This window comes from Novipirellula aureliae (assembly GCF_007860185.1).
In the GTDB taxonomy this organism is placed as follows: Bacteria; Planctomycetota; Planctomycetia; order Pirellulales; family Pirellulaceae; genus Novipirellula_A; species Novipirellula_A aureliae.
Genome location: NZ_SJPY01000006.1, coordinates 477,127 through 498,450 on the forward strand (window position 1 = coordinate 477,127; position 21,324 = coordinate 498,450).

The following is a 21,324-nucleotide window of genomic DNA, read 5'->3' on the forward strand; positions in this document are numbered from 1 at the left end:
GTGTACCGACCCGCTAGCGGGTCTGTAAATGGAGTATCCTAGTAAAGTCGGTGATTTTTCCTTTAACGGATTCCGTTCAAGCCGACTCGGCGGTTTCCGCTTTGCTGATGGCTAACGCCGCGGCGACACGCTCGGCTGCTGATTCACCACTTTCGATACAGCCGGGGACTCCGACGCCATTCAAGGAGTTGCCCGCCAATCCCAACGTTGGGAAGGATCCCAAACGACGGTTGATCAATTCGACCCGGTCGCAGTGGCCGACATGGTACTGCGGCATCGCCTGCCGCTGTTGGCTCAACCGCGTGAACAGCGGCTCTCCACTTAAACCGATCAGATCCGCCAATTCCCCTCGGGCGATTTGAATCAACTCATCGTCGGACTTTTCGAGTAGCTCGCTCTGGCAAGCACCACCAAGATAGACGCGAAGCAAAACGTGATCCTCGGGCGCTCGCCCGTCATATTTCACGCTAGAGAAGCTGCATGACAAAATTTGCCGTTCTTCAACGATCGGTACGACAAAACCGAACGCGTCGAGCGGATGCTGAATCTGGTCGCGGCGATAGCCCATCGACAATACCGCGCAACTGGCGTACTCGATCCGACTCAACTCTTCCGCAACCTTGGCATCGACGAGGCTAAGCATTTTGGCCGCATGCCGTGCCGGTGCCGCAATGATGACCGCGTCAAAGGTTTCTGTCGACGCCTGTTGGCCCCCCACTTCCAAGACCCATTGCCCCCCCGCGTTCTGTTGTACGCTTTCGACAGGACGTTCGGTTTGGATCGTATCGACCGGCAACCGACCTCGAATCGCTTCGATTAAACGGCTCATGCCTCCTCGCAGTGTTGCAAATTGGCCATACCTTGCGCCAGAGGACTTTTCGGCCGGTTTGCCCTTGCGCGCCTTTAACATCGCCGAAATCAAACTGCCGTGTTTGCGTTCCATTTCCAAGAATCGAGGCATCGTCGCAGCCACGCTAAGTTTCTCAGGATCGGCAGTGTAAATTCCACCGACAAGAGGCTGCACAAGTCGCTCGAACAGTTCTTTTCCAAAACGGCGAGTCACAAATGCCTTGAGCGATTCGTCCTCTTCGCGATGCTTTTGTGGGACAAAATATTCCCAGCCCGCACGCAGTTTGCCCAGCATCCCGAGCGTCCGCGTTGTCACCAACGGCCAAAGACGCGAAGGAGCCATGATCAGAAATCCTTCAGGGATCGGCTCCAACCGACCACGGCTAACGACCATCGCTTTGCGTCCCAGTGGATTGGTTCCGATCAAATCGTCACCCAACCCAACTCGCTCGCAAAGCTTCACACCCGCGTTTGGAGTCGTGATAAAATTGTCCGCAGCACTTTCGACGAGAAACCCGTCGATCTCGGTCGTTTCGATAACCCCTCCGACTCGCTGGCTCGCCTCAAACAAACGGACTTCAAATTCGGGATTGATTTCGAGTAAGTGATGAGCCGCCGCGAGTCCGGAAACCCCGCCACCAATCACTGCGATTCGATGTGTCACTTCGTTGTATCCTGTGTTGATAATTGGTTTTTCGCTAAAACCACGTGAGCAACGCCTCCGCGTTTTGCAGCAACGAACGGCCGACGCAACGAACGCGCGGCAGGCTGGGCCCGCGGTCTAACGGGCCCGCGGTCTAACGGGTCACGCGGTCTAATGGGCACGCGGTCTAACGATTGGTTGACGAAACGGAAGCCATCACCTAGGCGGCCCAAACGTCAGCTTTTAAGGTGGAAGGTACCAGCAATCGGGCTCTTCAGCAAACAGGTTGTCCGTCATTGCCTAAGCTCTCGCTCACGCTTTGATGGGAAAAATCGCTGCAAATCACCACCAAAAATCCACTCGGCAAACGATTCCTGCATGACGGACCGACGGCGTGCCCGAATCCTCGATGCGATCAATAGCCCCTCCTCTCGAAACAACGCCTATTGGTGACGCTCCTGCACAATCTCGACCATGAAATTACGTAATCCGTATGTTTTTTCCTGATTCAGAACAAACAATATGCGATACTAGTTATAGGACAGGTCGTTTGCCCCACGGTCGGTCCGTTTTTGATCACCCGGGCATCGAGTGATTGCCCCTATTCGATGTCCGGAGTGATCTTTCTTATTCTTGGCAACTTTGATGCAGTCCCCCCCCCCTCTGCAAATTACCTGCACGAATGATCCTGTTTATGAGGGGTGCCTAACTGCTTCATTGCAAAACACAGCCCGTACTTGCAAGCATAATTATGGAAAATTTTTCTGTGCCTCTTTCTCACCATCTCGATGCCGCATTTGCTCAAGAGGTGGAAAGATTGTTCCAAGAGGTTTGGCATGCACTTTTGCGGCATGAGCCTGTCTATCCCGTAATCGATGCCGTTTCGGACTGCGCTTACATCAAGTCAGCCGACGGCCAGATTTTGCATTCCAATTCCATCTTCGAGGAGACGTTTGCGGGCACGGTGAACTCGGTCGGCCGATTCAGTGCTGACTTTTTGTCCGAAACCATTCGCACCGTTTCGTTGCATTCGGACGCGTTGCTGCTTGCGGGCTGTTCTTCGGTCGAATTTGAGCATGCTGGTATCGACCAGCGAGGACGTTCCCTAACACTTCGTACCATGAAGCGTTCATTGACAGGCTGCGGACATCCAAGGGCAGCGATTTTAGGAGTCACTCGAATCATCGAAGTCAAGCAATGCGATTCCAGCGAACTTGAAACACCTCAGCTAGCTTCGCTATGGAACCGCTTTGCTAGTTTAGAGGATCGCGAACAGCAGGTAGCGGTCCTCGTCACCAAAGGCGAAACGGTCAAACGGATGGCAGCGTTGCTAAAGGTATCCGACAAGACGATTGAGAATCGCCGAAATTCAGCAATGAAGAAGCTTGGGGTTTCGACGCAAGCAGCCCTGATCTGCTTGATGGTCCGTCTGCAAGACAACGGCTACTGTGACTTCGGCCTGTAATCGATCTTGCCAACGATCTTTGCAATGCAAGTAGCGGATTTCGTCAAGGGTTTCGATTTTCCGTGTGGACGAAAGTCTTGGCGACTGTCGCTACCGGATGCTAAAGAAGGCATTAAATATCCTTTAATCTTTGTACTGCCTCGCGTGCTCGTTTCAAAAACGCCACCTTCGGCTCGCCCGCTTCTAAAAAGATCGGCGGCCCAATTGTGATACAACTCAGCAGCGGCACCGGCAACACCTCGCCTCGCGGCAGGATGCGGTTCACATTGTCGATAAAGACCGGAACCAGCTCCAAATCCGGACGTTTTTTGCCCATGTAGTATAACCCGCTTTTGAACGTTCCCATTTCATTGTCGCTCGACGATCGACCTCCTTCGGGAAACACAATGAGCGAATAGACATCTCCCATCTGCTGCAACATCGAATCGATCGGGCTGCGGTGAACTTTGATCTCCTTGCGGTCGATCAATAGAGCATTGAAGCTACGAGCCATATGCGGTTTGACCCAGCCCGACGACCAATAATCTTTTGCGGCGACCGGTCGCGTTACTGCGCGAACTTCGCGCGGCAAGGCCGACCATAACACGACCGCGTCGAGATGGCTGGTGTGATTGGCAAAATAAATCCGCTGGCAAGTATCGGGTTGGCAATCGACCCAACGCACCGTAAACCCGCTAAACAGTTTCGCCAATAGAACGATAAAGTGACTCGTGATTGTCATAAACGGCAGTTTACTTGCCGAGCGGTTCTTTGCGAAGCGGCGTCATCCCTGTTCTTTCGCCAAAGATTGCCGGCTCCCTTGAACCGTTGGAACCTTTGAATCGTAAATCTCAACCGCCAACGACTCATACCCACGAACCATCGCATCGAGCGAGCCCGTCGCTTGCACCATTTCTCGTCCTTTTTGTCCCATCGCTTTGGCGTTTTCGGGATGCTTCAGCAAACGAACCATTGCCTCGGTCATCGCATTCTCATCCTCGGATGCGACCAGGTGTCCGGTCACTCCGTCAAGAACCGTTTCCGCAATCGAACCGACTTCGGTAGCGACTACCGGAACTCCACACGACAGTGCTTCCAAAATCGAAACAGGCGACGCTTCGTTGAGCGATGGAAGAGCGAACACATCCATCGCCGCAACCAGCTGCGGAACGTCATGCCGCGTCCCGAGCAAATGCACGCGGTCGCGGATCCCCAACAGCCCGATCAGCGTTTCCATTCCTGCTCGCTCCGGTCCGTCACCCACGACGACAAAGTGAGTATCAGGGCATCGTTTGAGGACTGCCGCAGCACTCCGTAAGAACATCGCATGGTTTTTTTCAGGCCGTAGCGCCGCGACAATTCCCACGATTGATTCATCTCTGGTCAATCCGAGTTCGGCGCGAAGGTTTTGCCGGGCTTCATCACTCGGCACAAACCGATCACAATCAATTCCGTTGCGAATGACATTGATTTTATCGGCCGGGAATTTTTCAAAATCTCTCAGAAATTCGCCATGTGAATCAGCAACCGCAATGAACGCGTCGGTGATTCGAGTCAAAACCCGATTGAGTTTCCCGACACCGTCTGGCCATCCCGTTGAATGAAGTGCCGCAGCGATCACAGGGACGCCAGCGATTTTGGCTGCCAATCGCCCCCAGAACATCTTGTCGCCCGCACCAACTGTAATGACCACATCCACTTGACGCGTGGTCATCAGATGAACCAGTCGCGGCAAAATGCGAAGGTCGTACTTGCTAGAGAGTAGATTTGAATGAACTTTAAAGTCTTTAGCGATTTCCTCGCCAAGCGGTCCTGCTTCTTTTAAGCATGCCACTTCGGGGATCATGCAATCACGGTTCATCCGCTGCATCAAGTTGACCAGCAACGTCTCTGCACCGCCAACCGGCATACTCGTAATCACAAACAGGCACCGTAGCGGCCCGTTTGCACGACGAGACAAGACAGGACGATAGAGTTGTTGAATTCGTTGGAACATAATAGCGACTTTGCAGTAGCCGAGTCTCTCCGAGACTCGTAATTCAGTACCCGAACTTCTCCGGGACTCATAAAACAGTAGCCGAGTCTCTCCGAGACTCGTAATTCAGTACCCGAACTTCTCCGAGACTCGTAAAACAGTAGCCGAGTCTCTCCGAGACTCGTAATTCAGTAGCCGAGTCTCTCCGAGACTCGGGGCTGTCAGCGTCTCGGAGAGACGCTGCTACTTGTATTCAATCTTTGGTTCGTTGGAAACTTTTGCTGGATCAAAGCTCAGCCAATTTTGAAACCTTGAAAAGTTCGGGTCGCCATGAAAACGGCGAATGTGAAATGCGTCACGTCCGACCAAGTTGTACGCGCCAAACGCACTGCAAAAACCGTGCATCCCTGATTCATGAACCATCTCGATCGCTTGCGGTGTCAATTGCGGTGGTAGTCCATAGGGGAAGGCAAAGTAGCGGACTTGGTCCCCGATGATATCTTCTAGTCGCTCTTTCGCATGAACGATTTCATCGTGAAGGACGGCGGGATCGGTAACATTTGAAAAGTCGATATGACTTCGCGTATGCAGCCCAATCTCAATCCCCATCGCGGATATCTCACGCAATTGCGCGGCTGTATTCACCGCCAAGCGAACGCCTGCTTCGATATCATGTGGAAACGGTGTCTGGTTTTCAATCGCATCGACGGTAACAAAATAGACACACGGAATCTGGCGGTCGGCGAGTAGAGGCAGGGCAAAATCGAGATTCTCAGCATAACCGTCATCAAACGTAAACGTCACACTTGGTCGAGGCGAATGATTTCGCCCAACTCGCCGTTGGATCTCATTCAATCCGACCAAGTCGAAACGGGCTTGGCAATAATCAACGTGAGACAAAAAATCGTCTCGCGAAATCGTCCAATCGTTTGGGTGCGTGTCGGCCACTCGGTGATAGAACGGGACAAACATCGGCGCGGTGCCACGAAGAATCAATCGTCGGTTTCGAACCTTGCGAACGGGCGACGTGACGACGACGCGAGCACGAAGAGCGGCGGCCTGGATCGTGTTCATATCAAATGGCAAGCAAACGGAGGGTCAGTAACGGCACAACACCCAAACCTACGCCACGCTGAACCGAACCCGCTCAAAAAGGCTGCGGACGAGCAAATCCGATTCGTTCCAATGGGAACTGCTAGCGATTGTAGCGGTTATCCAATCCGTTTACTGAACACCCACCATTCGATCACCAGCAAAACCAAGACGCCAAGCAGTAGCCATCGCCAGTACTCGATTCGTTTTTCCAGTGCAGCGGAATCGGCTTCAACCGATTCATAGCCCAATTCGACTGTCGGCGCCACAGCGATCTCGCTTTCCCGAGAATCGAACAGGTTGACCGAAAACAGGTCCACCACTCGCTCACCCGATGTGACCCGATAATTTCCGGGTTTATCGGTAGCAACAATCTCAACGGTCCCCGACGGGCCGACCGGCGTTCGAATCGCCTGATCGCCAACCCGCTCCACATCCACCTCGGGCAGCGCACTTTCGAGCCGCAGTCGCACCGTATCGCCAGGCTTAAACGATGGTGCCCCACTCGCCTCTGCCGCACCTGCCAAATAACGCAGCACATTCAATACAAATACGGGCCATGACCTTTCGGCGTACCAATTCGTATTCGTTTGAGTCGCGCCATCCGCATCCTCGCTAACCAGTTCAAACCCTAAGACTAAATCTTGATAGCCATCGCGAGGTGCCAACATCATGACCGGTCCAATGTCGGCCCCCAGCAACTCAATTGCACCCGGCGGCCCTTCCAACGCACGGCCTTGAAAGATCAAGAGTGAAAACAGTTCAAGGTATCGCATGAGCGGATGGGTTCGGTCCAAATCGACAAGCACGACACCCGACGGCTCTGTTTTCCAGCTCCAGTCGGCATCGCGAGCCATTTCGTTCTTAGGCGGAATCGATCCGATGAAGAAGGTATTGGTCGTTGGCATCGAAGGCGGCGAACAGCGGTCGTAGACAATCAAATCATCGGTCCCCGCCGACGCACGCTGCGTGTACGCTTCCGTCGCCAGATAAGAAGGCAGGACAAACTGCGACTCACATATCTTGCTCGACTTAGGCGTTTCGAGAGCTAACTTGAGAGGCGTGTTGCCTGGCGTCACGACCAGAACCGAGACTGTTCGCAGCGGTGTCAATCCAGCGTAGGCGACGTTATCGATTTCCAGATCGTCGTCAATGTCCAAAGCGAATTCCAAAGAGACCGCCTCATCACTTTCGAATGCAAACGACAATCCAACCTGTTCACCAGGCGGCAAATCGACATTTGACGCATCGAGCAGTTCGCCATCAAGCGTGAGCGTGGCCGGCGCCGATGCAGCGACACTACCCAAGTTCACGACCGTTGCGAACGCTTGAATCTCGGACGGTTTTTCCACATTCCGCTCTGCCGAGAATGCCAATACCGCGAGGTTTTTCGGAGTGGTACTTCCCAGTGCAATGTACTGTGGATTCAAATTGCCAAGATCAAATTCGGTAACCGTTTGGAAACCACCATCGCTGTAAAGCAACAGATCGGCAGGCTTCGCATCGGCGACCTGGACATCGTTGACGTCGCCCGCTTCGCTCGTCCGACGCGGGTTTGCCAATCCATCGGCCGCTTTCAATGCCCCTAAAACATCGGTCGGGCGGTTCGTCACCGCCACTCGCGACAAAGCCTCGCGTAGACGACGCCGATCGGACGTAAACGACTGCAACACCTCCGTACGATCACTGAATGAGATTAGCATCGCTGTCTCGTCATCGTTCATCGCCTCGATCCGCTCAGCGATCAACGCTTTGGCCTGCTCGAATCGATTCGCATACCCCTCAACATCCGCCGCCTGCATGCTGGCCGATATGTCGACCAAGAAAATCAAACGCCCCTGGCTGGCGACTTCCCCCCGCAGTCCGGGACGAAGGAGAGCCAATGCAGCCAAGGCGACGATCAACAACTGCAAAAACAACAACAAGCTGCGCCGGAGTCGCTGCAGCAAGCTGTTGACATGCAAGTCCTCGATCGTTCGTATCCACAAATAGGTACTCGGTACTTCAACCGGTTCACGGCGCAGTTTCAGAAAGTACAGTAGGATGATGCCAATCGGGATCAATGAAAACAGTCCCCACTGCAGCGGCGTCAAAGTCGATATCCAACTCATCGAACCACTCCTCGCTGACGCAGATATTGAGTAACGATCGTTTCCACGGGAGTGTCGGTTCGGACTGGAACGTAGACGATCGAACGTTGCGAGCAGAATTGTTTGACGTTACCGATAAACGATTGGACCGTTTCTTTGTATTTCCGCAGCACGTACGCGTTGATGGTGATCTCCGATTCGTCACGATCTTCGACATCGATCAATTTCCGGTCGCCTCGGAGTGGCGGATCGATCTCTTCGGGCGATAAGATGTGCATCACAAAGACATCCATCCGCCGCCCGATCAACATTCGAAGAGCCGACTCGTAGCCCTGTTTATCCATCAAGTCGGTCAGCAAGACAGCTACACCGGTACCTGTTGTGCGGATGGCAAAGTCGCGAACGCCGTCGTGAAGTGAAACGTTATGCCCGCTTTCGACACTATCCAAATAGGCCAGCATTTTCCACAAACTCGCTCGGCCGCGAAGAATCGGAGCACGGCGACCTTCTTTACCGAGCACCGAAACACTGACCCGGTCCGCTCGGCAAAGCCCGACATAGCCCAAGGCAGCCGCGAGTTGTTTGGCAACGCGAAGTTTCGTCGGATCGCCAAAGTTCATCGATTCGCTGGCGTCAACCAAGGCAAAAAAGTGCAAATCCTCTTCTTCGAGAAATAGTTTAAGAAACAATTGGTCCAAACGAGCGTAGAGATTCCAATCGATTTGCCTTAGATCATCACCAGCGACATAGTTTCGAAAATCGGCAAACTCGACGCTTTGCCCTTTGCGCCGACTGCGCCGTTCGCCCTTCATCCGTCCGCGAAACACTTTACGCGACACCAATTCCAAACGTTCGAGTCGCCCCAGTAATTCGCTGCTAAGCAGTGGCTGCGTATTCGTTGTCGGCATTCAGGGGCTCTAGCTTCACTTTCGGAGAACTTCTCAAATCAAAACCGTCTGCCCGAAAAGCTCGGTCAGTCGTTTTCAGGATGCCGTCATGATACCTGAGATCCTAGCTGTTGTCAGTTATGGATGATCTTCGACGCCAATTCCTCAACGCAGCTTCGCTATTCGACATTCCTCGTTCGACCTTCGATATCCCGTCTGGCGTGAATCTCTGGCCACAACGATTCGAGATACCGGTCCATTTCTGGAAATGGGCTTTTCAACATTCAAAGATTCCAGAAAACGAGATGCGATGGACAAGCAACGAAGCGTCATTCTCGATCAAAACACCCAATTGTTGTCGCTCTGCTCAACGAGCGAAAGCGTTTTCGCGGGCGAAAGGGCGAAAGGGCGAAAGGGCGAAAGGGCGAAAGGGCGAAAGGGCAAGTGGGAGTCCAGGCTTTCACCGATTCACGCGTCTCCCCGAGTCGCCTAAAGGCTATGCATTTAACCAATGCGGCGACTATCGCTCCAAAACGCCGAAATGTTCAGCCAGCTTTTCCGCGTTCGGCTTTTCGACAATGCCTCGTTCGGTGATGATGGCTGTGACGAGTTCGGCAGGGGTAACGTCGAAGGCTGGGTTCATAACATCGGCAGCGTCCGGCACGAGCTGAATCCCGTAAGGCCGTGCGACCTCGTCTCGATGCCGCTGTTCGATCGGAATGAGGTCTCCGCTTTTAAGCTTTGTATCAAACGTACTCGAGGGGCCAGCCACATAGAAAGGCACGTTGTGATACCTTGCCAAAACCGCTAATGGATACGTTCCAATCTTGTTGGCAATGTCACCATTTGCTGCAATGCGATCGGTGCCAACAATGACGGCATCCACACGACCTGATCTCAGCAAGCTCCCCGACATTGAATCGGTTAAGACCGTGACTGGAACGCCAGCCTGCGACAACTCCCAAGCTGTCAAGCGAGCGCCTTGAAGCAGTGGTCTCGTCTCGTCGGCAAAGACATGAATTGCATGTCCTGATTGATGCAACTCATAGATCGGTGCCAGCGCCGTGCCCCACATTGAAGTCGCCAATCCACCTGCATTGCAATGCGTCAATACATTTTTGCACGAGTGAAGTTGTTTGGCTCCATGCCGACCGATTGCTTGACACATTTGACGATCTTCTTCGTGAATCGCTTTTGCTTCGCTCACCAAGCGATCGTGCAAGAGGTTGTCGTCGGAAGTTGACTCGAGGACCGTTCGCATTCGGTCGAGTGCCCAAAACAAGTTCACCGCCGTCGGACGGCTTTCGGCCAATCGATCGATTGCGGCGCCGTAGGCGGAACGAGCCCGAACGTCACGGTTACCGTCGGTGTCACGGTTACCGTCGGTGTCACGGGCGCCGTCGGTGTCACGGGCGCCGTCGGTGTCACGGGCGAGACAAACACCGTATGCTGCAGCGATCCCAATCGCCGGAGCACCACGCACCGATAGCCTTTGAATAGCAGCAAACGTTGTTTCGACCGTCCGGCATTCGAGCATGACAAGGTCCGACGGTAATTTCGTCTGGTCGATCAGTGTTAAGACGTTGTCGGCAAAGGAGAGTGTTTCAGGCATAAGGCAATCAATAGCTAAACGCATCCGCGTCTTCTTGGGGGGCCGGTTGGTAACTGTGCGGCTCCATACTGCTGCCCGCTCGTCCTTGGCTCAAACTTCGCACCGCACTGCTGTAGCCAAACATCTCCTTGAGTGGAGCGTGAGCGGTAATCACCGTCATCGCTCCTCGTGTTTCGGTCGCCGCGATGATCGCGCGACGCTGTTGCAAATCGCCGACGATTTCACCCATATAGTCTTCGGGCGTCGTGACTTCGACCTTCATCACCGGTTCAAGCAAGACAGGTCCAGCCGCTTCGAGCCCCTTGTCGAATGCGTCGCCTGCTGCGATTCGGAACGCAACCTCGTCACTTCCCTCTTCATGAGTTTCGGCCTCGAAGACTTCGATTTTCACACCTGACAACGGGAATCCTGCGATCAAGCCTCCCCCTTCGGCACGCTGCCTGAGCTCATCGATTGCCGCAGCTCGAACGTTGCCCTGCAACGGTCCTTCGGGCGGCAAGCGATCAAAAACGAGCACCGGCGATGAAGTGTCCTCCAGTTTCGTGACCCGCACCTTCAATCGAGCGAACATGTTGGTCGCCCCGATTTGGCGATTGCATTGGCCTGTTATCGTCGCATTGCCAGCAATCGTTTCTCGGTAGTTCACTCTTGGTTTGTAGAATTTGACGTTCAAGCCAAAGTCACGAGTCAGCCGATGCTGAATCACTTCGAGATGCAATTCGCCCATGCCGCTAATCAGCGTTTGTCCGACTTCCGTATTTTCAACCGCTTGGAACGTCGGGTCTTGTCGCTTGAGCATCTCCAGCGTTTCTTCTAGCTTTTTGCGATCGGTCGTGCTCTCAGGCTCAATCGCCATCGACAACACCGTATCCGCGAACTTGATACTTGGCAGTTCAATCGTTTCCTTCGTATCGCAAAGCGTGTCACCGGTTATCGCGAACCGCGGTCCGATCAAACAGCAAATATCTCCGGCGCCGACCGAGTCAATCTGTCCATCTCGATCCTTCTTGGTGGCATGGATTTGCCAAAGTTGAGCCACGTTCTCTTTTTTGTCACGGTTCGGACATTGAACACGCGAATTTTGTTTTAACTCTCCGCTGTAGACGCGGACCCAATAATTGTCACCGGTTTTCGCAGGTAGAATTTTGAAGACCAAACCACAAAACGGCTCCTTCAAATCAGGCTTGCGTATCCGCTTCTTATCCGGCTTCTTCGGATCCACCCCTTCGACGGGTGGCCGATCGAGGGGGCTTGGCAAATAGTTGCCAACCGCTGTCATCAATGGCTGGATCCCGATTCCATGCAACGCCGACCCGCAAAGGACGGGTTGAATCGTCATGTCGATACAGCCTTGGCGAAGCGCCGCAATCACCATCTCTTTGGGGACGGGCTTTTCCTCCATCGCCAACTGCATCGCTTCATCACTCAGCTCGTAAACGACTTCCAGCATCTGCTCACGCCAAAGCATGGCATCGTCGAGCAGTTCTTCGGGGATATCGATTTCCTTGACCTGCTTGCCCTCCGTTTCTGGATCGAACTCAAGCAGTTTCATGTCGACCAAATCGATCACACCTCGAAACGGATTGTTCACGTGGGGGGGGCCTTGCCCGACCGGCACCTCGACGGCGACCGGGCGACCGCCTAGCCGAGGAGCAATGTCGTTGAAGACCGAGTCGAAGCTCGCTCCTTCGCGGTCCATTTTGTTGATAAAGACAATTCGCGGAACACCGTAACGATCCGCTTGACGCCAAACCGTTTCACTTTGCGCCTCAACCCCTTCTCGCGCCGAAAAAACCGTCACTGCACCATCGAGAACTCGCAAGCATCGCTCAACTTCGGCCGTAAAGTCAACGTGCCCGGGCGTGTCAAGCAAGTTGATCGAATACTGTTGCCAATTGTATTTGACACAAGCGCTGAAAATGGTGATCCCACGCTCCTGCTCTTCAGGATCGTCGTCCGTGTCGGTCGTGCCATGGTCGACGCGGCCCACACGGTGCTTCGCACCGCTGAGGTAGAGCATCCGTTCGGTAACCGTTGTCTTGCCAGCGTCGATGTGGGCAATGATGCCGATGTTACGCAGTTTGGATATTTCGATAGCCATCGCAGGTCAAAATTCAGTGGATGATTTGTATGTTTGGAGAGCGTCACTAAGATACACACGCGCACGAAAAACCGCGACCGGGCAAAATACCCGAACGCGGTTTTGTGGATCGTTTTAAAAGGAAAGCCTACCAAGCGAAGTGAGCAAACGCCTTGTTCGCGTCCGCCATGCGGTGGGTGTTTTCACGTTTGGTATAAGCGACACCCTCTTTCTTGTAAGCCGCCAAGACCTCGTCGGCCAACTTCAAGTGCATTGGGCGGCCCTTCTTGTCGCGAACGGCTGCGAGCAACCAGCGGATAGCCAAGCTCTGCTGGCGGGTTCGGTTGACCTGCATCGGAACTTGGTAACTCGCACCACCGACTCGTTTACTGCGAACTTCAATGTAAGGCTTGATGTTCTCTACCGCTTCTTCGAATATCTCGATTGGCTCTGCGTCGGTGTTGCGTTTGGCGATTTCAGCCAACGCGTCATAGAAAACCTTTTGTGCGGTCGTCTTCTTGCCGTCAAGCATCAAGCAATTGATGAACTTGCCCGCCAACAACGAATTGTGCTTCGGGTCGGGCTTCAAAGAAGTTCGGCTGGCAGTAATACGTCCCATAATTGAATCTAATCTATTCGGCTAAGGTTTGTTTTTTGGGGAAGGGGGGGGGAATCGGAACGAACTACTTCTTCGCACCGTAGCGACTTCGCGATTGCTTACGCCCATCGACACCGAGTGCGTCACGCGAACCACGAACCACTTGGTAACGCACACCGGGCAAGTCGCGAACACGACCACCACGCACAAGCACGATCGAGTGTTCCTGCAGATTGTGGCCTTCACCAGGGATATAAACCGTGACTTCTTTGCCATTGCTAAGCCGCACACGGGTGATCTTTCGAAGCGCCGAGTTCGGCTTCTTCGGTGTCATGGTGCGAACTTGCAAACAAACACCCTGTTTTTGAGGGCATTTTTCGAGCACAGGCGACTTGCTTTGACTCTTTTTTAACTTTCGTCGCTTGCGGACGAGCTGATTAATCGTTGGCATAGAAGATGTTGTTGCTTCGTTAACTGCGTCAAACGTGGAATTACGAGAAGGGCAAGTATCCGTTTCCGATCGTTTCTGTCAATAGCTACCGGAGAATCCGTCGCTAGAAAGTCAGAGAATTCGGGATTTCATCGTAAAAACAGGTGCCTGATCTAAGATGGCTATTAAAATATGGGTGTCGGCATCGGTACCTTTCGCTCCGCGAACGTGCGTTCTGGGTGCGATCCTTCGCGATGCGAGAGGCGACTTTCTCTAAAACAACTGTCCGAAAACGGCGAATTTTCTCTCCGAGCGTAACATGATTCGATTTTCCCTTAGAACAAACCTGCTAGCCCTCACACTGCTGGTCGTCCCCTTCGTATCCAATGCGTCGGCCCAATTATTCCATTTTGGCGGATTCGGAGGCGGTGTTCGTATCCGCGCCCCCTTCGTAGCCGTCGACGTGGATCCATGGGGAGGGGCTCGCGTCCGGGCTCCATTCACCGCGGTCGATTCCGGATTCGGCCATCCACCTTTGGGCCCGCCGATCGGTCGCAGTCCGTTTTGGTCGCCGTTTCCGCCGCCGGTTCCCCACGCCGATTACCGCTCCTATCGTTTCGAGTCGTACCGCTACGCTCCCTACGGCCAAAGTTTGGGTGACTACAGCTTGCCTGATTACGATCCACGCTACGACCGTTACGATTACGACCACTACGCGCATGCCGACGATCCGCGACTTGATGCTCCCGCTTATCGTGGCCAAATCGGTGCGGATTCGTATTACCAACCCTCTCTGAGCGATGATCCGCCGTATTACGACCAGCAGGCCGAGGACGAGTTTATCGAACGGCTCTATCCGAATCAGAGCCGCCAAGACAACGTGATCTCCTCGGCGATCCCTCAACCGTCGCCACACCGCAGTCGGTTGGATGACCAGCTGCTTCAAGCTCAAGCCGAATCGCTAGCCGAACAGCGAATTTACGCTGCTGAAAATCTGTCGGCCACAATTTCCGATACAACGCTCGCTCGCTCAGCCGCCCAATTGGCGGATGGACTGGCTGCGATGGGCGAAGAAGGCAGTGCCTGGTTAGATTATTTGGCCCCCGACGACATCGTCCGCTGGGTCGACGCCGGTTCACCCAACAATGACTTGCTTGTCAATCTGATCTCTGCGTATGACGGGGTCGTGTCCAACCCACAACTTGGCTGGGTTGCCTCGATGGCTGGATTTCGTGAAACGCGGCACCAGTTGCATCTGCGAATCCGCTTCATCGAGTCGCCTGGCGGAACACCGCTTGTCGATGAACCCCAATACTTAGAGCCCCAATACTTAGAAGATTCGGGATCGTCGATTCTGTCTGCTCCAGACTTGGGCTCACCCGAACAAGCTGCCACTGCCGAGCAACAAGCTGACGAACCAGCAAGTGAAGAGACAGCCAAACCGAATGTCGACAGCAAAGATGCAAACTCCGACTTCGAAACGCTACCGCCTCCTTCACCCAAGCCCGACTCGGATGAGCCGTTTGGGATTTAGACCATCGGTTCGGGCTGGCCACCGGTTTTGCGTGATCCGCGGCCCTTCATGAAGCGATGGCCAAAATCGGTTAATACAAAGATTCGTAGCGACCCCAAAATCGCAATCAGCACGGTCGCCATCCAAATACGGCTTCGACGCGTTTGCTTGAATACCCCGCCTTCGCCGACGGCTGGTTGTTGTTGTGGTTTGAGAGGCATCCCATACATCATCGCAATTTGATCCATTTCGACCAAGTGGATAACAGGGATGTCTTGACGCATGAACCGAGTCATTATCGAGTCGATTTCTAGCACGCGACGCGATGCGGAACGATTTAGCCCGGGCTTGTAAGCCCGTTTGCCGATCGTTTTCCCGACCGATACCGCACCACCGCCGACGTTGATGTAAGCCTTGTAGTCCTGCGACCCGGCCTGCAGCCGATAAACCTTCATTCGCTCTTCGATGGCCGCACCGAAATCATCCGCCTTCAGTACCTCCAACTCGTTCCGCGTGATCGCTTTGCGAATCAGCCGCCGGCCTTCATCGCCAAGACCAATCCCCAAGTCCTCATAACCACCATAGGAACAGGCGATCGATCGGAAGGGAACGTAGTTTTCTTCAAACAGCATCTTTTCCATGTCGATCCAAAGCAAGATCGGCTCGTTGGCTCCCCACTGGCTCGAACCCGCACTCGCCAAAATAATCGGGCGGGCACCGAGAATCTTCAGCGCGGCCAACACCGATACATTCATGCCAGGAAACGACCCGCTATAGCCCACCGCAACCAAATCGCCTTGCCCCACGCCAGCTTTTGTCAGCATGTCGACGACGACCGCAGCCATGTTGGGATTCGTTGCGGTTTGCTTGGCACCCAGCCGACCACTTAGCGTCGTGACCGGCGTCATCAAGGCACCAATGATCCCCGTCCTCGCCGGATCAACCGTCGTATTCACATCTAAACCCAGATGCAAGCGTTCATCGCGAATCGCTTCCATCATCTCCGAAGCAAGCTCGGCAGCTTGTATTTTCTTGTCGATGTCCGATTGAGGTACTTCGACGCGAAAATACTCAACCGAGGCCAGGCCGGCAAGCGAAAACAGGGCCATGAAAACAATGATCGACTGCGAGACTTGTCGAGGTCGCCAATACAAACGCTTCACAGCACCAACTCCAACCCGAGCAACATTAAAACCAAACGAACCACAGTCGAAGCGGTTATCAAAATGCCCAACGTTTCAATCATCCCTTGCCGGTCAATCCAAATACCGATCAAACCAGGGATGATGTAGCCGATCACTTCGTAATCATTGGACTCGGCCAACGACTCCATATCCATCGCTTCGGTAGGCATGCCGATCGATGGTGAAAACCATTCCAAAAAGATGCCGACTAAAAAGCCGACCAACACCATCAATACCGTCCGCCGTTTGCCGTAGATGACAATCAAATTTGACAGCGAATAAACGATAAAATAGGTGACGATCGCTGCAGCAAACGTTGCAGCGACCGTCAGCGGTTCGTCGAGCGAAAGCGCGATATACCCAGGCACGACCATCCCGCCAGCCGCCAAGCCAAAGATCTCGGAGAACAGCAGGCTGACGGCCAAGCCAATCCCGATCGATATTGTTAATGTATCCATGTGACTTTTTGTGAGGTGATCTCTTTTCTCTTTTCTCGCTTAAAACGCTTTCTCATCGGCGATCCCGCGATTGCGAAAGTATCGCACGACATCCAAGCCGACTCCACCGATATTCGCCATCCCCATCACCAACGCCGAGCGACCGCAAAGGCTGACCGTTTTCTCAAAAATCTCATCCGCACCATCCCCTTCGGCCATCACTAATTTCCGCGGGTCCAATCCTGCTCGAGTCGCAAACTTGGCGAAAATGTAAGTGCCCGACCCGATCAGAACGTAGTGGTCAGCCGCCTTCCATTGTGCACAACACTCAGCCAATTGCTTCGACCGATCCGGACGATCGAATCGGCAATTGAAAATCATGATCCGTTTGGTCACGTTAGCATAGCGATCACATGCCATGTTCCAAATTCGCTCGGTTGACTCTGGATCGTTTGCAGCAAACCCGTTCACAAAACTGATTTCGCGGCCAAAGAAATTTAGATCCGCTACGGTCATAATGCCCGGATCAGGCGTCGCTGACCACATTCCTTGCAATGCGGTCGAGCGCTCTACCCCTAGATCGTGTAGCACCCGCAATGCCAAGGCGACGTTTTCCGCATGTTCGATGTATGAAAACTGAGCCATCTCGAGCGGCAAAATCGCGTCGACCTCTTCGTCACCAACCGTAATTAGCTCCGTTTTGCGATCGTCACAAACTTTGTGAAACGCATCCAAATGACGCCGCTCGGCCGTGTATAGCTTTCCTTCCTTGGGGACCATTCCCAGTAACGCCCAGGCGACGTCCTTCTCTCCTGGTCCCATGACGTCCAAATGGTCGGCCCGCGCATTCGTGATGACACTGTGGGTTGCATGCACCAGCATAAATTCGCACAACCATTGCAAGTAGGGAATCAGCGCCATGCATTCGATCACCAAAGCTTCCGATTCCGCTTCCGCCGCCGCACGGACGATCCGAACCTGCTCAATCACATTCGCACGCGCCGGGCGGAACACTGGATATTCTGCACCATCGGGCAAAATCATGCGTGCCAACGTGCCAGTCGTTTTCGCACAAGTCCGCGTGCCCGATGCACGCAGTCCTGCTGCGATCAAACGAGTCACCGACGACTTGCCTCGCGTTCCATTGACATGGATCCGAGTGGGAATCTTCGCCAATTGGCGGCGGTGAAAATAGGACTCAAGTAAGCCCAGCCCGACCAAAGTGCCGGTGGTGCTTAATAATGCAAGCGAACCATCCATCGTTGATGGTTATTCCGATACTGAAATTTGTAATGAAAAACTCAATCGCTCCGAACCTATGCGGAGCGAATTATGGTGAAGTCCACAAACCGTGCTAGTCCCATTCCCCTGAAAATGGGAAAAAAAGGAGACTTCTTGCTCAACGCACTCCCAAAACACTCGTTCAATAGGCGTCTGGCTGGCAATAGGCGTCTGGCTGGGAGCACACGGCCCCTCCGATGCCCAAGTCGGATGTCCAAGTCGGATGCCCAAGTAGGATGTCCAAGTCGGATGTCCAAGTCGCGAAAAGCATCTGGGCGGACGGAGGAAGCACGCAAACAATCGGTTGGCAAATTTATTTTTAAAAAAGATCCGACGTCTCTTGATTTTGTGAACTAGGTTTCTTGTAGAGCGGGGCCTTCTCTTTCACTACCACGAGCTCACCAATGTTTACACCACAAAAAGCCATACGCCGATACCCAAGTCGCGATCGAACGGGACGCCGAGGGGTTGCGACCGTTGAGTTGGCAATCTGCTTGCCAATTATGGTTGCCCTGACTGTCGGCACAATGGATTTATGTTCGATGCTGTTCATCAAAGAATCGGTCACGTTGGCCGCTTACGAAGGAGCTCGACAAGGGGTTGGCCGTGGGTTTACCAATGCGACCGCACGAGCACGTGTTCTGGAGTTCTTGGACGAACGAAACATCCAATACTCTTCCGCCGACGTGGTGCAAATCGATGCACCTGGATTCGATAACGCCGAAACACTCGACAACGTTCGTCTTACCGTGACGGTCCCCTTGGCCGGAAACCTGAACGTGCCGTCGAAATGGTTCGGTGACATGAGTGTGAACGCCACGGTGACAATGCGGAAAGAGTACAAAAACCTTGATGAGGACAACTAAGCGATGAATAGAAAACGCCAAAAACGCTCTGGAGCGACCATGGTTGAATTCGCAATCGTTGCGAATCTGTTGTTCGTCATGATTTTCGCAAGTATGGAACTCGCCCGAATCAACATGGCTCGCAACTTAGCTCAAGATGCCGCCTACTATGCCGCACGAGTCGTGATGGTCCCCGGTGCAACGGCCGCCGAAGCCAATGCCGAAGTGGACCGGATTATGGGGACGCTGCTCAACAGCCAAGGTTACTCGTCGAGCGTCAACGATCTCGATTTTGATTCGGATACCGTCGAGGTGACCGTCACCGTCGACATGAAAAAGATCGCGCTTTTTACACCGATGTTTATGCCACAAACCAAAGTGGACTACACCGCGAAATTGCGAACCGAACGCTATGAAGGCTTCTTCGAACAGTAAAGCCCAAACGATAGTGCACCAACAGCAGCTAACACCCGAGTAAAGAAACCCGAACCCGCTCCTTGAACGACACCCCTCTTCTCCCCCTTGATCGATCGAGAACTCTCATCATGACTACTTACAGCCGAAATCGCAGCGTTGGGCCTCGCCGTGGAAATGTCATGGCACTGATGGCACTCGTGATGCCACTGCTAGCCCTCCTGGCAGCATTCTGTATCAATACCGCTCAGATGCAATTGACTCGGACCGAATTGATGGTCGCGACCGATGCAGCGGCTCGAGCGGGCGGACGAGCGTTCAGCGAAGACCAAACGGTCGAAGCCGCAATGACGGCTGCTGTGGCCACCGCAGCTCTCAACAACGTTGACGGATTGCCGCTGCAAATTCGAGCCGACAGCTCAGCGGGTGAGATCGAGTTCGGTATTACGTCGCAGCCAGACGGACTAACGGGACGCTACTATTTTGAGAAATTGTCAGCTTCTCAATTGGCGAATAATTCACAACTCGCTAGCGCCGTACGCGTCATCGGTCGTCGTGACAGCGGTTCTCTATCGGGAAGCGTTCCCCTCGTGATTCCTGGAATTCTCAATACCAGCGACTTTGATGCGACCCAAGACTCCGTCGCCATGCAAGTCGACCGAGATATCTCGTTGATCCTTGACCGCAGCGGTTCGATGGTCCCCGAACTGACGTTCGATTGGCCAAGTGGCGAAAATCCCTACAGCACTGCCACCATCGAAGCGGGGGTTGCTGCTGGACAAATTACCAAACAAACCAACCGACACGGAGACGTCAGCTATTACTACGCCTCGGGCGTCAATTCGATGACCTATCAACAATGGGCATGGACCGAGCACTACGGTTTGCCCGATTGCCCGGTGCAACCTTGGCAAGAATTGGTCGAAGCCGTTGACGCTTTCTTGAGTGTTCTTGACTCCACCGTTCAAGAGGAACAGGTTTCCGTGGCTAGTTATTCCACCTATGCCACACTCGATATTGGGTTGACGAAAAACTTTGGCGACATCCAATCGACCATTCGCTCGCTCGACCCCGAAGGTTGGACCGCGATCGGACGTGGGATGGAAGCTGGCCGGCCTGCTTTGACCTCGGGCAACGCTCGTCCCTACGCAGCCAAAACGATGGTCGTGATGACCGACGGCAACGAAAATCGTGGCCCCGATGCATTGCAAGTGGCAAATGAAATCATTGCGAATTGGCCGGTGACAATCCATACCGTCACCTTCGGCAGTGGAGCCGACCAAAACGCTATGCGAGAAGTGGCTGCCGCAGGCGGCGGAAAGCACTATCACGCTGCCGATGGAGCGCAACTCAAGGCGATCTTTGAAGAAATTGCAAACAATCTACCTACCATTTTGACGAAGTGATCTGTGGCAAATTACTGCGATAAATCCGAGTTCCGAATCTGGATGCTGCTACCCATCGGGCTGTCCATCTGTATTCTCACCTGGGCATTCTCTTTGCCAATGCGCCACGCCGTCGCGCCGAATCAAGAAAACGATCTTCCCGCCACCCCAGTGAATTTGTCGCCGCGGCAAATCGAGTCGCTCCAACGAGAACGCGAGGCCGAAAGATTTCGCGAGGCTGCACTTCGTGCCGACGCGGCTTGGATGCAGAAACGACGCGAAAAAGAACGCTTGCGACGAACCCGCCCACTGCCAGATGCCGCCGCAGCGAACGACTACCAGCAAACTCATTTCAATAGCGTGAGAGCCAAAATCGTCGAACTCGCCGATGCCGAACCAGGATCACTGGAATGGCAATATCGACGCGACCTCGAAGATTCACTCGACCAACCGCAGTAATCTGAGGAAGTTCGGAGTCGTTCTTGTAGGCTAGGTCTGGGGGGCTCAAAAAACTCGGAAACACGAACAAGACTCGGAAACACGAACACGAACTCGCAGCGTGTTT

At 53.7% G+C, this 21,324-nt stretch carries 19 protein-coding genes; 6 read left to right on the forward strand and 13 right to left on the reverse strand.

What is annotated here, in order from left to right:
• Positions 1-76 precede the first annotated feature (76 nt).
• Positions 77-1,513, reverse strand: coding sequence for a protoporphyrinogen oxidase (hemG, locus tag Q31b_RS19560; protein ID WP_197171880.1), 1,437 nt, complete (start codon positions 1,511-1,513; stop codon positions 77-79).
• Between the two features lie 730 nt (positions 1,514-2,243).
• Between hemG and Q31b_RS19565 the strand changes: the two genes are divergently transcribed.
• Positions 2,244-2,957: a helix-turn-helix domain-containing protein gene (locus Q31b_RS19565; protein WP_146601320.1), complete on the forward strand. Its 714-nt coding sequence runs from the start codon at positions 2,244-2,246 to the stop codon at positions 2,955-2,957.
• A gap of 112 nt (positions 2,958-3,069) precedes the next feature.
• Here Q31b_RS19565 and Q31b_RS19570 read toward each other — a convergent pair whose 3' ends face one another.
• The 9 genes from Q31b_RS19570 to rpsL all read right to left on the reverse strand — a co-directional run bounded on the left by Q31b_RS19570 (position 3,070) and on the right by rpsL (position 13,721).
• Complete coding sequence (locus Q31b_RS19570) at positions 3,070-3,678, reverse strand: lysophospholipid acyltransferase family protein (RefSeq protein WP_146601321.1); 609 nt, start codon at positions 3,676-3,678, stop codon at positions 3,070-3,072.
• 42 nt (positions 3,679-3,720) lie between these two features.
• Positions 3,721-4,863, reverse strand: a complete 1,143-nt coding sequence (locus Q31b_RS19575; RefSeq protein WP_146601447.1) for a glycosyltransferase family 4 protein — start codon at positions 4,861-4,863, stop codon at positions 3,721-3,723.
• 291 nt (positions 4,864-5,154) lie between these two features.
• Positions 5,155-5,985, reverse strand: coding sequence for a polysaccharide deacetylase family protein (locus Q31b_RS19580; protein WP_231617705.1), 831 nt, complete (start codon positions 5,983-5,985; stop codon positions 5,155-5,157).
• Between the two features lie 137 nt (positions 5,986-6,122).
• Positions 6,123-8,114: a vWA domain-containing protein gene (locus tag Q31b_RS19585; RefSeq protein WP_146601322.1), complete on the reverse strand. Its 1,992-nt coding sequence runs from the start codon at positions 8,112-8,114 to the stop codon at positions 6,123-6,125.
• A complete protein-coding gene (locus Q31b_RS19590; RefSeq protein ID WP_146601323.1) occupies positions 8,111-9,001 on the reverse strand; it encodes a DUF58 domain-containing protein in 891 nt (296 codons plus the stop codon). Before Q31b_RS19590 ends, Q31b_RS19585 begins: the two co-directional genes overlap by 4 nt.
• Positions 9,002-9,500: 499 nt before the next feature.
• Positions 9,501-10,616, reverse strand: a complete 1,116-nt coding sequence (mtnA, locus tag Q31b_RS19595; RefSeq protein ID WP_146601324.1) for an S-methyl-5-thioribose-1-phosphate isomerase — start codon at positions 10,614-10,616, stop codon at positions 9,501-9,503.
• Positions 10,600-12,693 (reverse strand): elongation factor G, encoded by a 2,094-nt coding sequence (gene fusA / locus Q31b_RS19600; RefSeq protein WP_146601325.1) that lies wholly within the window; start codon positions 12,691-12,693, stop codon positions 10,600-10,602. The genes mtnA and fusA overlap by 17 nt, the downstream gene beginning before the upstream one ends.
• A 127-nt stretch (positions 12,694-12,820) precedes the next feature.
• Positions 12,821-13,291 (reverse strand): 30S ribosomal protein S7, encoded by a 471-nt coding sequence (gene rpsG, locus Q31b_RS19605; protein ID WP_146601326.1) that lies wholly within the window; start codon positions 13,289-13,291, stop codon positions 12,821-12,823.
• Positions 13,292-13,355: 64 nt separating this feature from the next.
• Complete coding sequence (gene rpsL, locus Q31b_RS19610; protein ID WP_008708955.1) at positions 13,356-13,721, reverse strand: 30S ribosomal protein S12; 366 nt, start codon at positions 13,719-13,721, stop codon at positions 13,356-13,358.
• A 298-nt stretch (positions 13,722-14,019) separates the two neighbouring features.
• Between rpsL and Q31b_RS19615 the strand changes: the two genes are divergently transcribed.
• On the forward strand, positions 14,020-15,234 hold the full coding sequence (locus tag Q31b_RS19615) for a hypothetical protein (protein ID WP_146601327.1): 1,215 nt from the start codon (positions 14,020-14,022) through the stop codon (positions 15,232-15,234).
• Here Q31b_RS19615 and pgsW read toward each other — a convergent pair.
• The 3 genes from pgsW to pgsB are packed head-to-tail and all read right to left on the reverse strand — an operon-like array spanning position 15,231 to position 18,094.
• Entirely contained in the window at positions 15,231-16,376 is a 1,146-nt protein-coding gene (gene pgsW / locus Q31b_RS19620) for a poly-gamma-glutamate system protein (RefSeq protein WP_146601328.1), read from the reverse strand. The genes Q31b_RS19615 and pgsW overlap by 4 nt on opposite strands.
• Positions 16,373-16,855 (reverse strand): poly-gamma-glutamate biosynthesis protein PgsC, encoded by a 483-nt coding sequence (gene pgsC, locus Q31b_RS19625; protein WP_146601329.1) that lies wholly within the window; start codon positions 16,853-16,855, stop codon positions 16,373-16,375. The genes pgsW and pgsC overlap by 4 nt, the downstream gene beginning before the upstream one ends.
• Positions 16,856-16,894: 39 nt before the next feature.
• Positions 16,895-18,094 carry a poly-gamma-glutamate synthase PgsB gene (gene pgsB, locus Q31b_RS19630; RefSeq protein ID WP_146601330.1) on the reverse strand — a complete coding sequence of 400 codons (1,200 nt, stop codon included), beginning with the start codon at positions 18,092-18,094 and terminating at the stop codon, positions 16,895-16,897.
• A 425-nt stretch (positions 18,095-18,519) separates the two neighbouring features.
• On the opposite strand from pgsB, the gene Q31b_RS19635 reads away from it, so the two are divergent.
• The 4 genes from Q31b_RS19635 (at position 18,520) to Q31b_RS19650 (ending at position 21,218) form a co-directional block, all read left to right on the forward strand.
• Positions 18,520-18,981 carry a TadE/TadG family type IV pilus assembly protein gene (locus tag Q31b_RS19635; protein ID WP_146601331.1) on the forward strand — a complete coding sequence of 154 codons (462 nt, stop codon included), beginning with the start codon at positions 18,520-18,522 and terminating at the stop codon, positions 18,979-18,981.
• A 3-nt stretch (positions 18,982-18,984) separates the two neighbouring features.
• Positions 18,985-19,395: a TadE/TadG family type IV pilus assembly protein gene (locus Q31b_RS19640; RefSeq protein WP_197171882.1), complete on the forward strand. Its 411-nt coding sequence runs from the start codon at positions 18,985-18,987 to the stop codon at positions 19,393-19,395.
• 110 nt (positions 19,396-19,505) lie between these two features.
• Positions 19,506-20,780: a vWA domain-containing protein gene (locus Q31b_RS19645; RefSeq protein WP_231617706.1), complete on the forward strand. Its 1,275-nt coding sequence runs from the start codon at positions 19,506-19,508 to the stop codon at positions 20,778-20,780.
• A gap of 3 nt (positions 20,781-20,783) precedes the next feature.
• Positions 20,784-21,218: a hypothetical protein gene (locus Q31b_RS19650; RefSeq protein ID WP_146601332.1), complete on the forward strand. Its 435-nt coding sequence runs from the start codon at positions 20,784-20,786 to the stop codon at positions 21,216-21,218.
• The last annotated feature ends 106 nt before the right edge of the window (positions 21,219-21,324 follow it).

Excerpts from the sequence above, each read along its gene's own strand:
- Q31b_RS19580 (WP_231617705.1), bottom strand. The coding sequence starts at position 5,985 with ATGAACACGATCCAGGCCGCCGCTCTTCGTGCTCGCGTCGTCGTCACG.
- Q31b_RS19570 (WP_146601321.1), bottom strand. The coding sequence starts at position 3,678 with ATGACAATCACGAGTCACTTTATCGTTCTATTGGCGAAACTGTTTAGC.
- mtnA (WP_146601324.1), bottom strand. The coding sequence starts at position 10,616 with ATGCGTTTAGCTATTGATTGCCTTATGCCTGAAACACTCTCCTTTGCC.
- pgsB (WP_146601330.1), bottom strand. The coding sequence starts at position 18,094 with ATGGATGGTTCGCTTGCATTATTAAGCACCACCGGCACTTTGGTCGGG.
- Q31b_RS19640 (WP_197171882.1), top strand. The coding sequence starts at position 18,985 with ATGAATAGAAAACGCCAAAAACGCTCTGGAGCGACCATGGTTGAATTC.
- rpsG (WP_146601326.1), bottom strand. The coding sequence starts at position 13,291 with ATGGGACGTATTACTGCCAGCCGAACTTCTTTGAAGCCCGACCCGAAG.
- fusA (WP_146601325.1), bottom strand. The coding sequence starts at position 12,693 with ATGGCTATCGAAATATCCAAACTGCGTAACATCGGCATCATTGCCCAC.
- pgsC (WP_146601329.1), bottom strand. The coding sequence starts at position 16,855 with ATGGATACATTAACAATATCGATCGGGATTGGCTTGGCCGTCAGCCTG.
- Q31b_RS19585 (WP_146601322.1), bottom strand. The coding sequence starts at position 8,114 with ATGAGTTGGATATCGACTTTGACGCCGCTGCAGTGGGGACTGTTTTCA.
- rpsL (WP_008708955.1), bottom strand. The coding sequence starts at position 13,721 with ATGCCAACGATTAATCAGCTCGTCCGCAAGCGACGAAAGTTAAAAAAG.
- Q31b_RS19645 (WP_231617706.1), top strand. The coding sequence starts at position 19,506 with ATGACTACTTACAGCCGAAATCGCAGCGTTGGGCCTCGCCGTGGAAAT.
- Q31b_RS19565 (WP_146601320.1), top strand. The coding sequence starts at position 2,244 with ATGGAAAATTTTTCTGTGCCTCTTTCTCACCATCTCGATGCCGCATTT.
- Q31b_RS19590 (WP_146601323.1), bottom strand. The coding sequence starts at position 9,001 with ATGCCGACAACGAATACGCAGCCACTGCTTAGCAGCGAATTACTGGGG.
- Q31b_RS19615 (WP_146601327.1), top strand. The coding sequence starts at position 14,020 with ATGATTCGATTTTCCCTTAGAACAAACCTGCTAGCCCTCACACTGCTG.
- Q31b_RS19635 (WP_146601331.1), top strand. The coding sequence starts at position 18,520 with ATGTTTACACCACAAAAAGCCATACGCCGATACCCAAGTCGCGATCGA.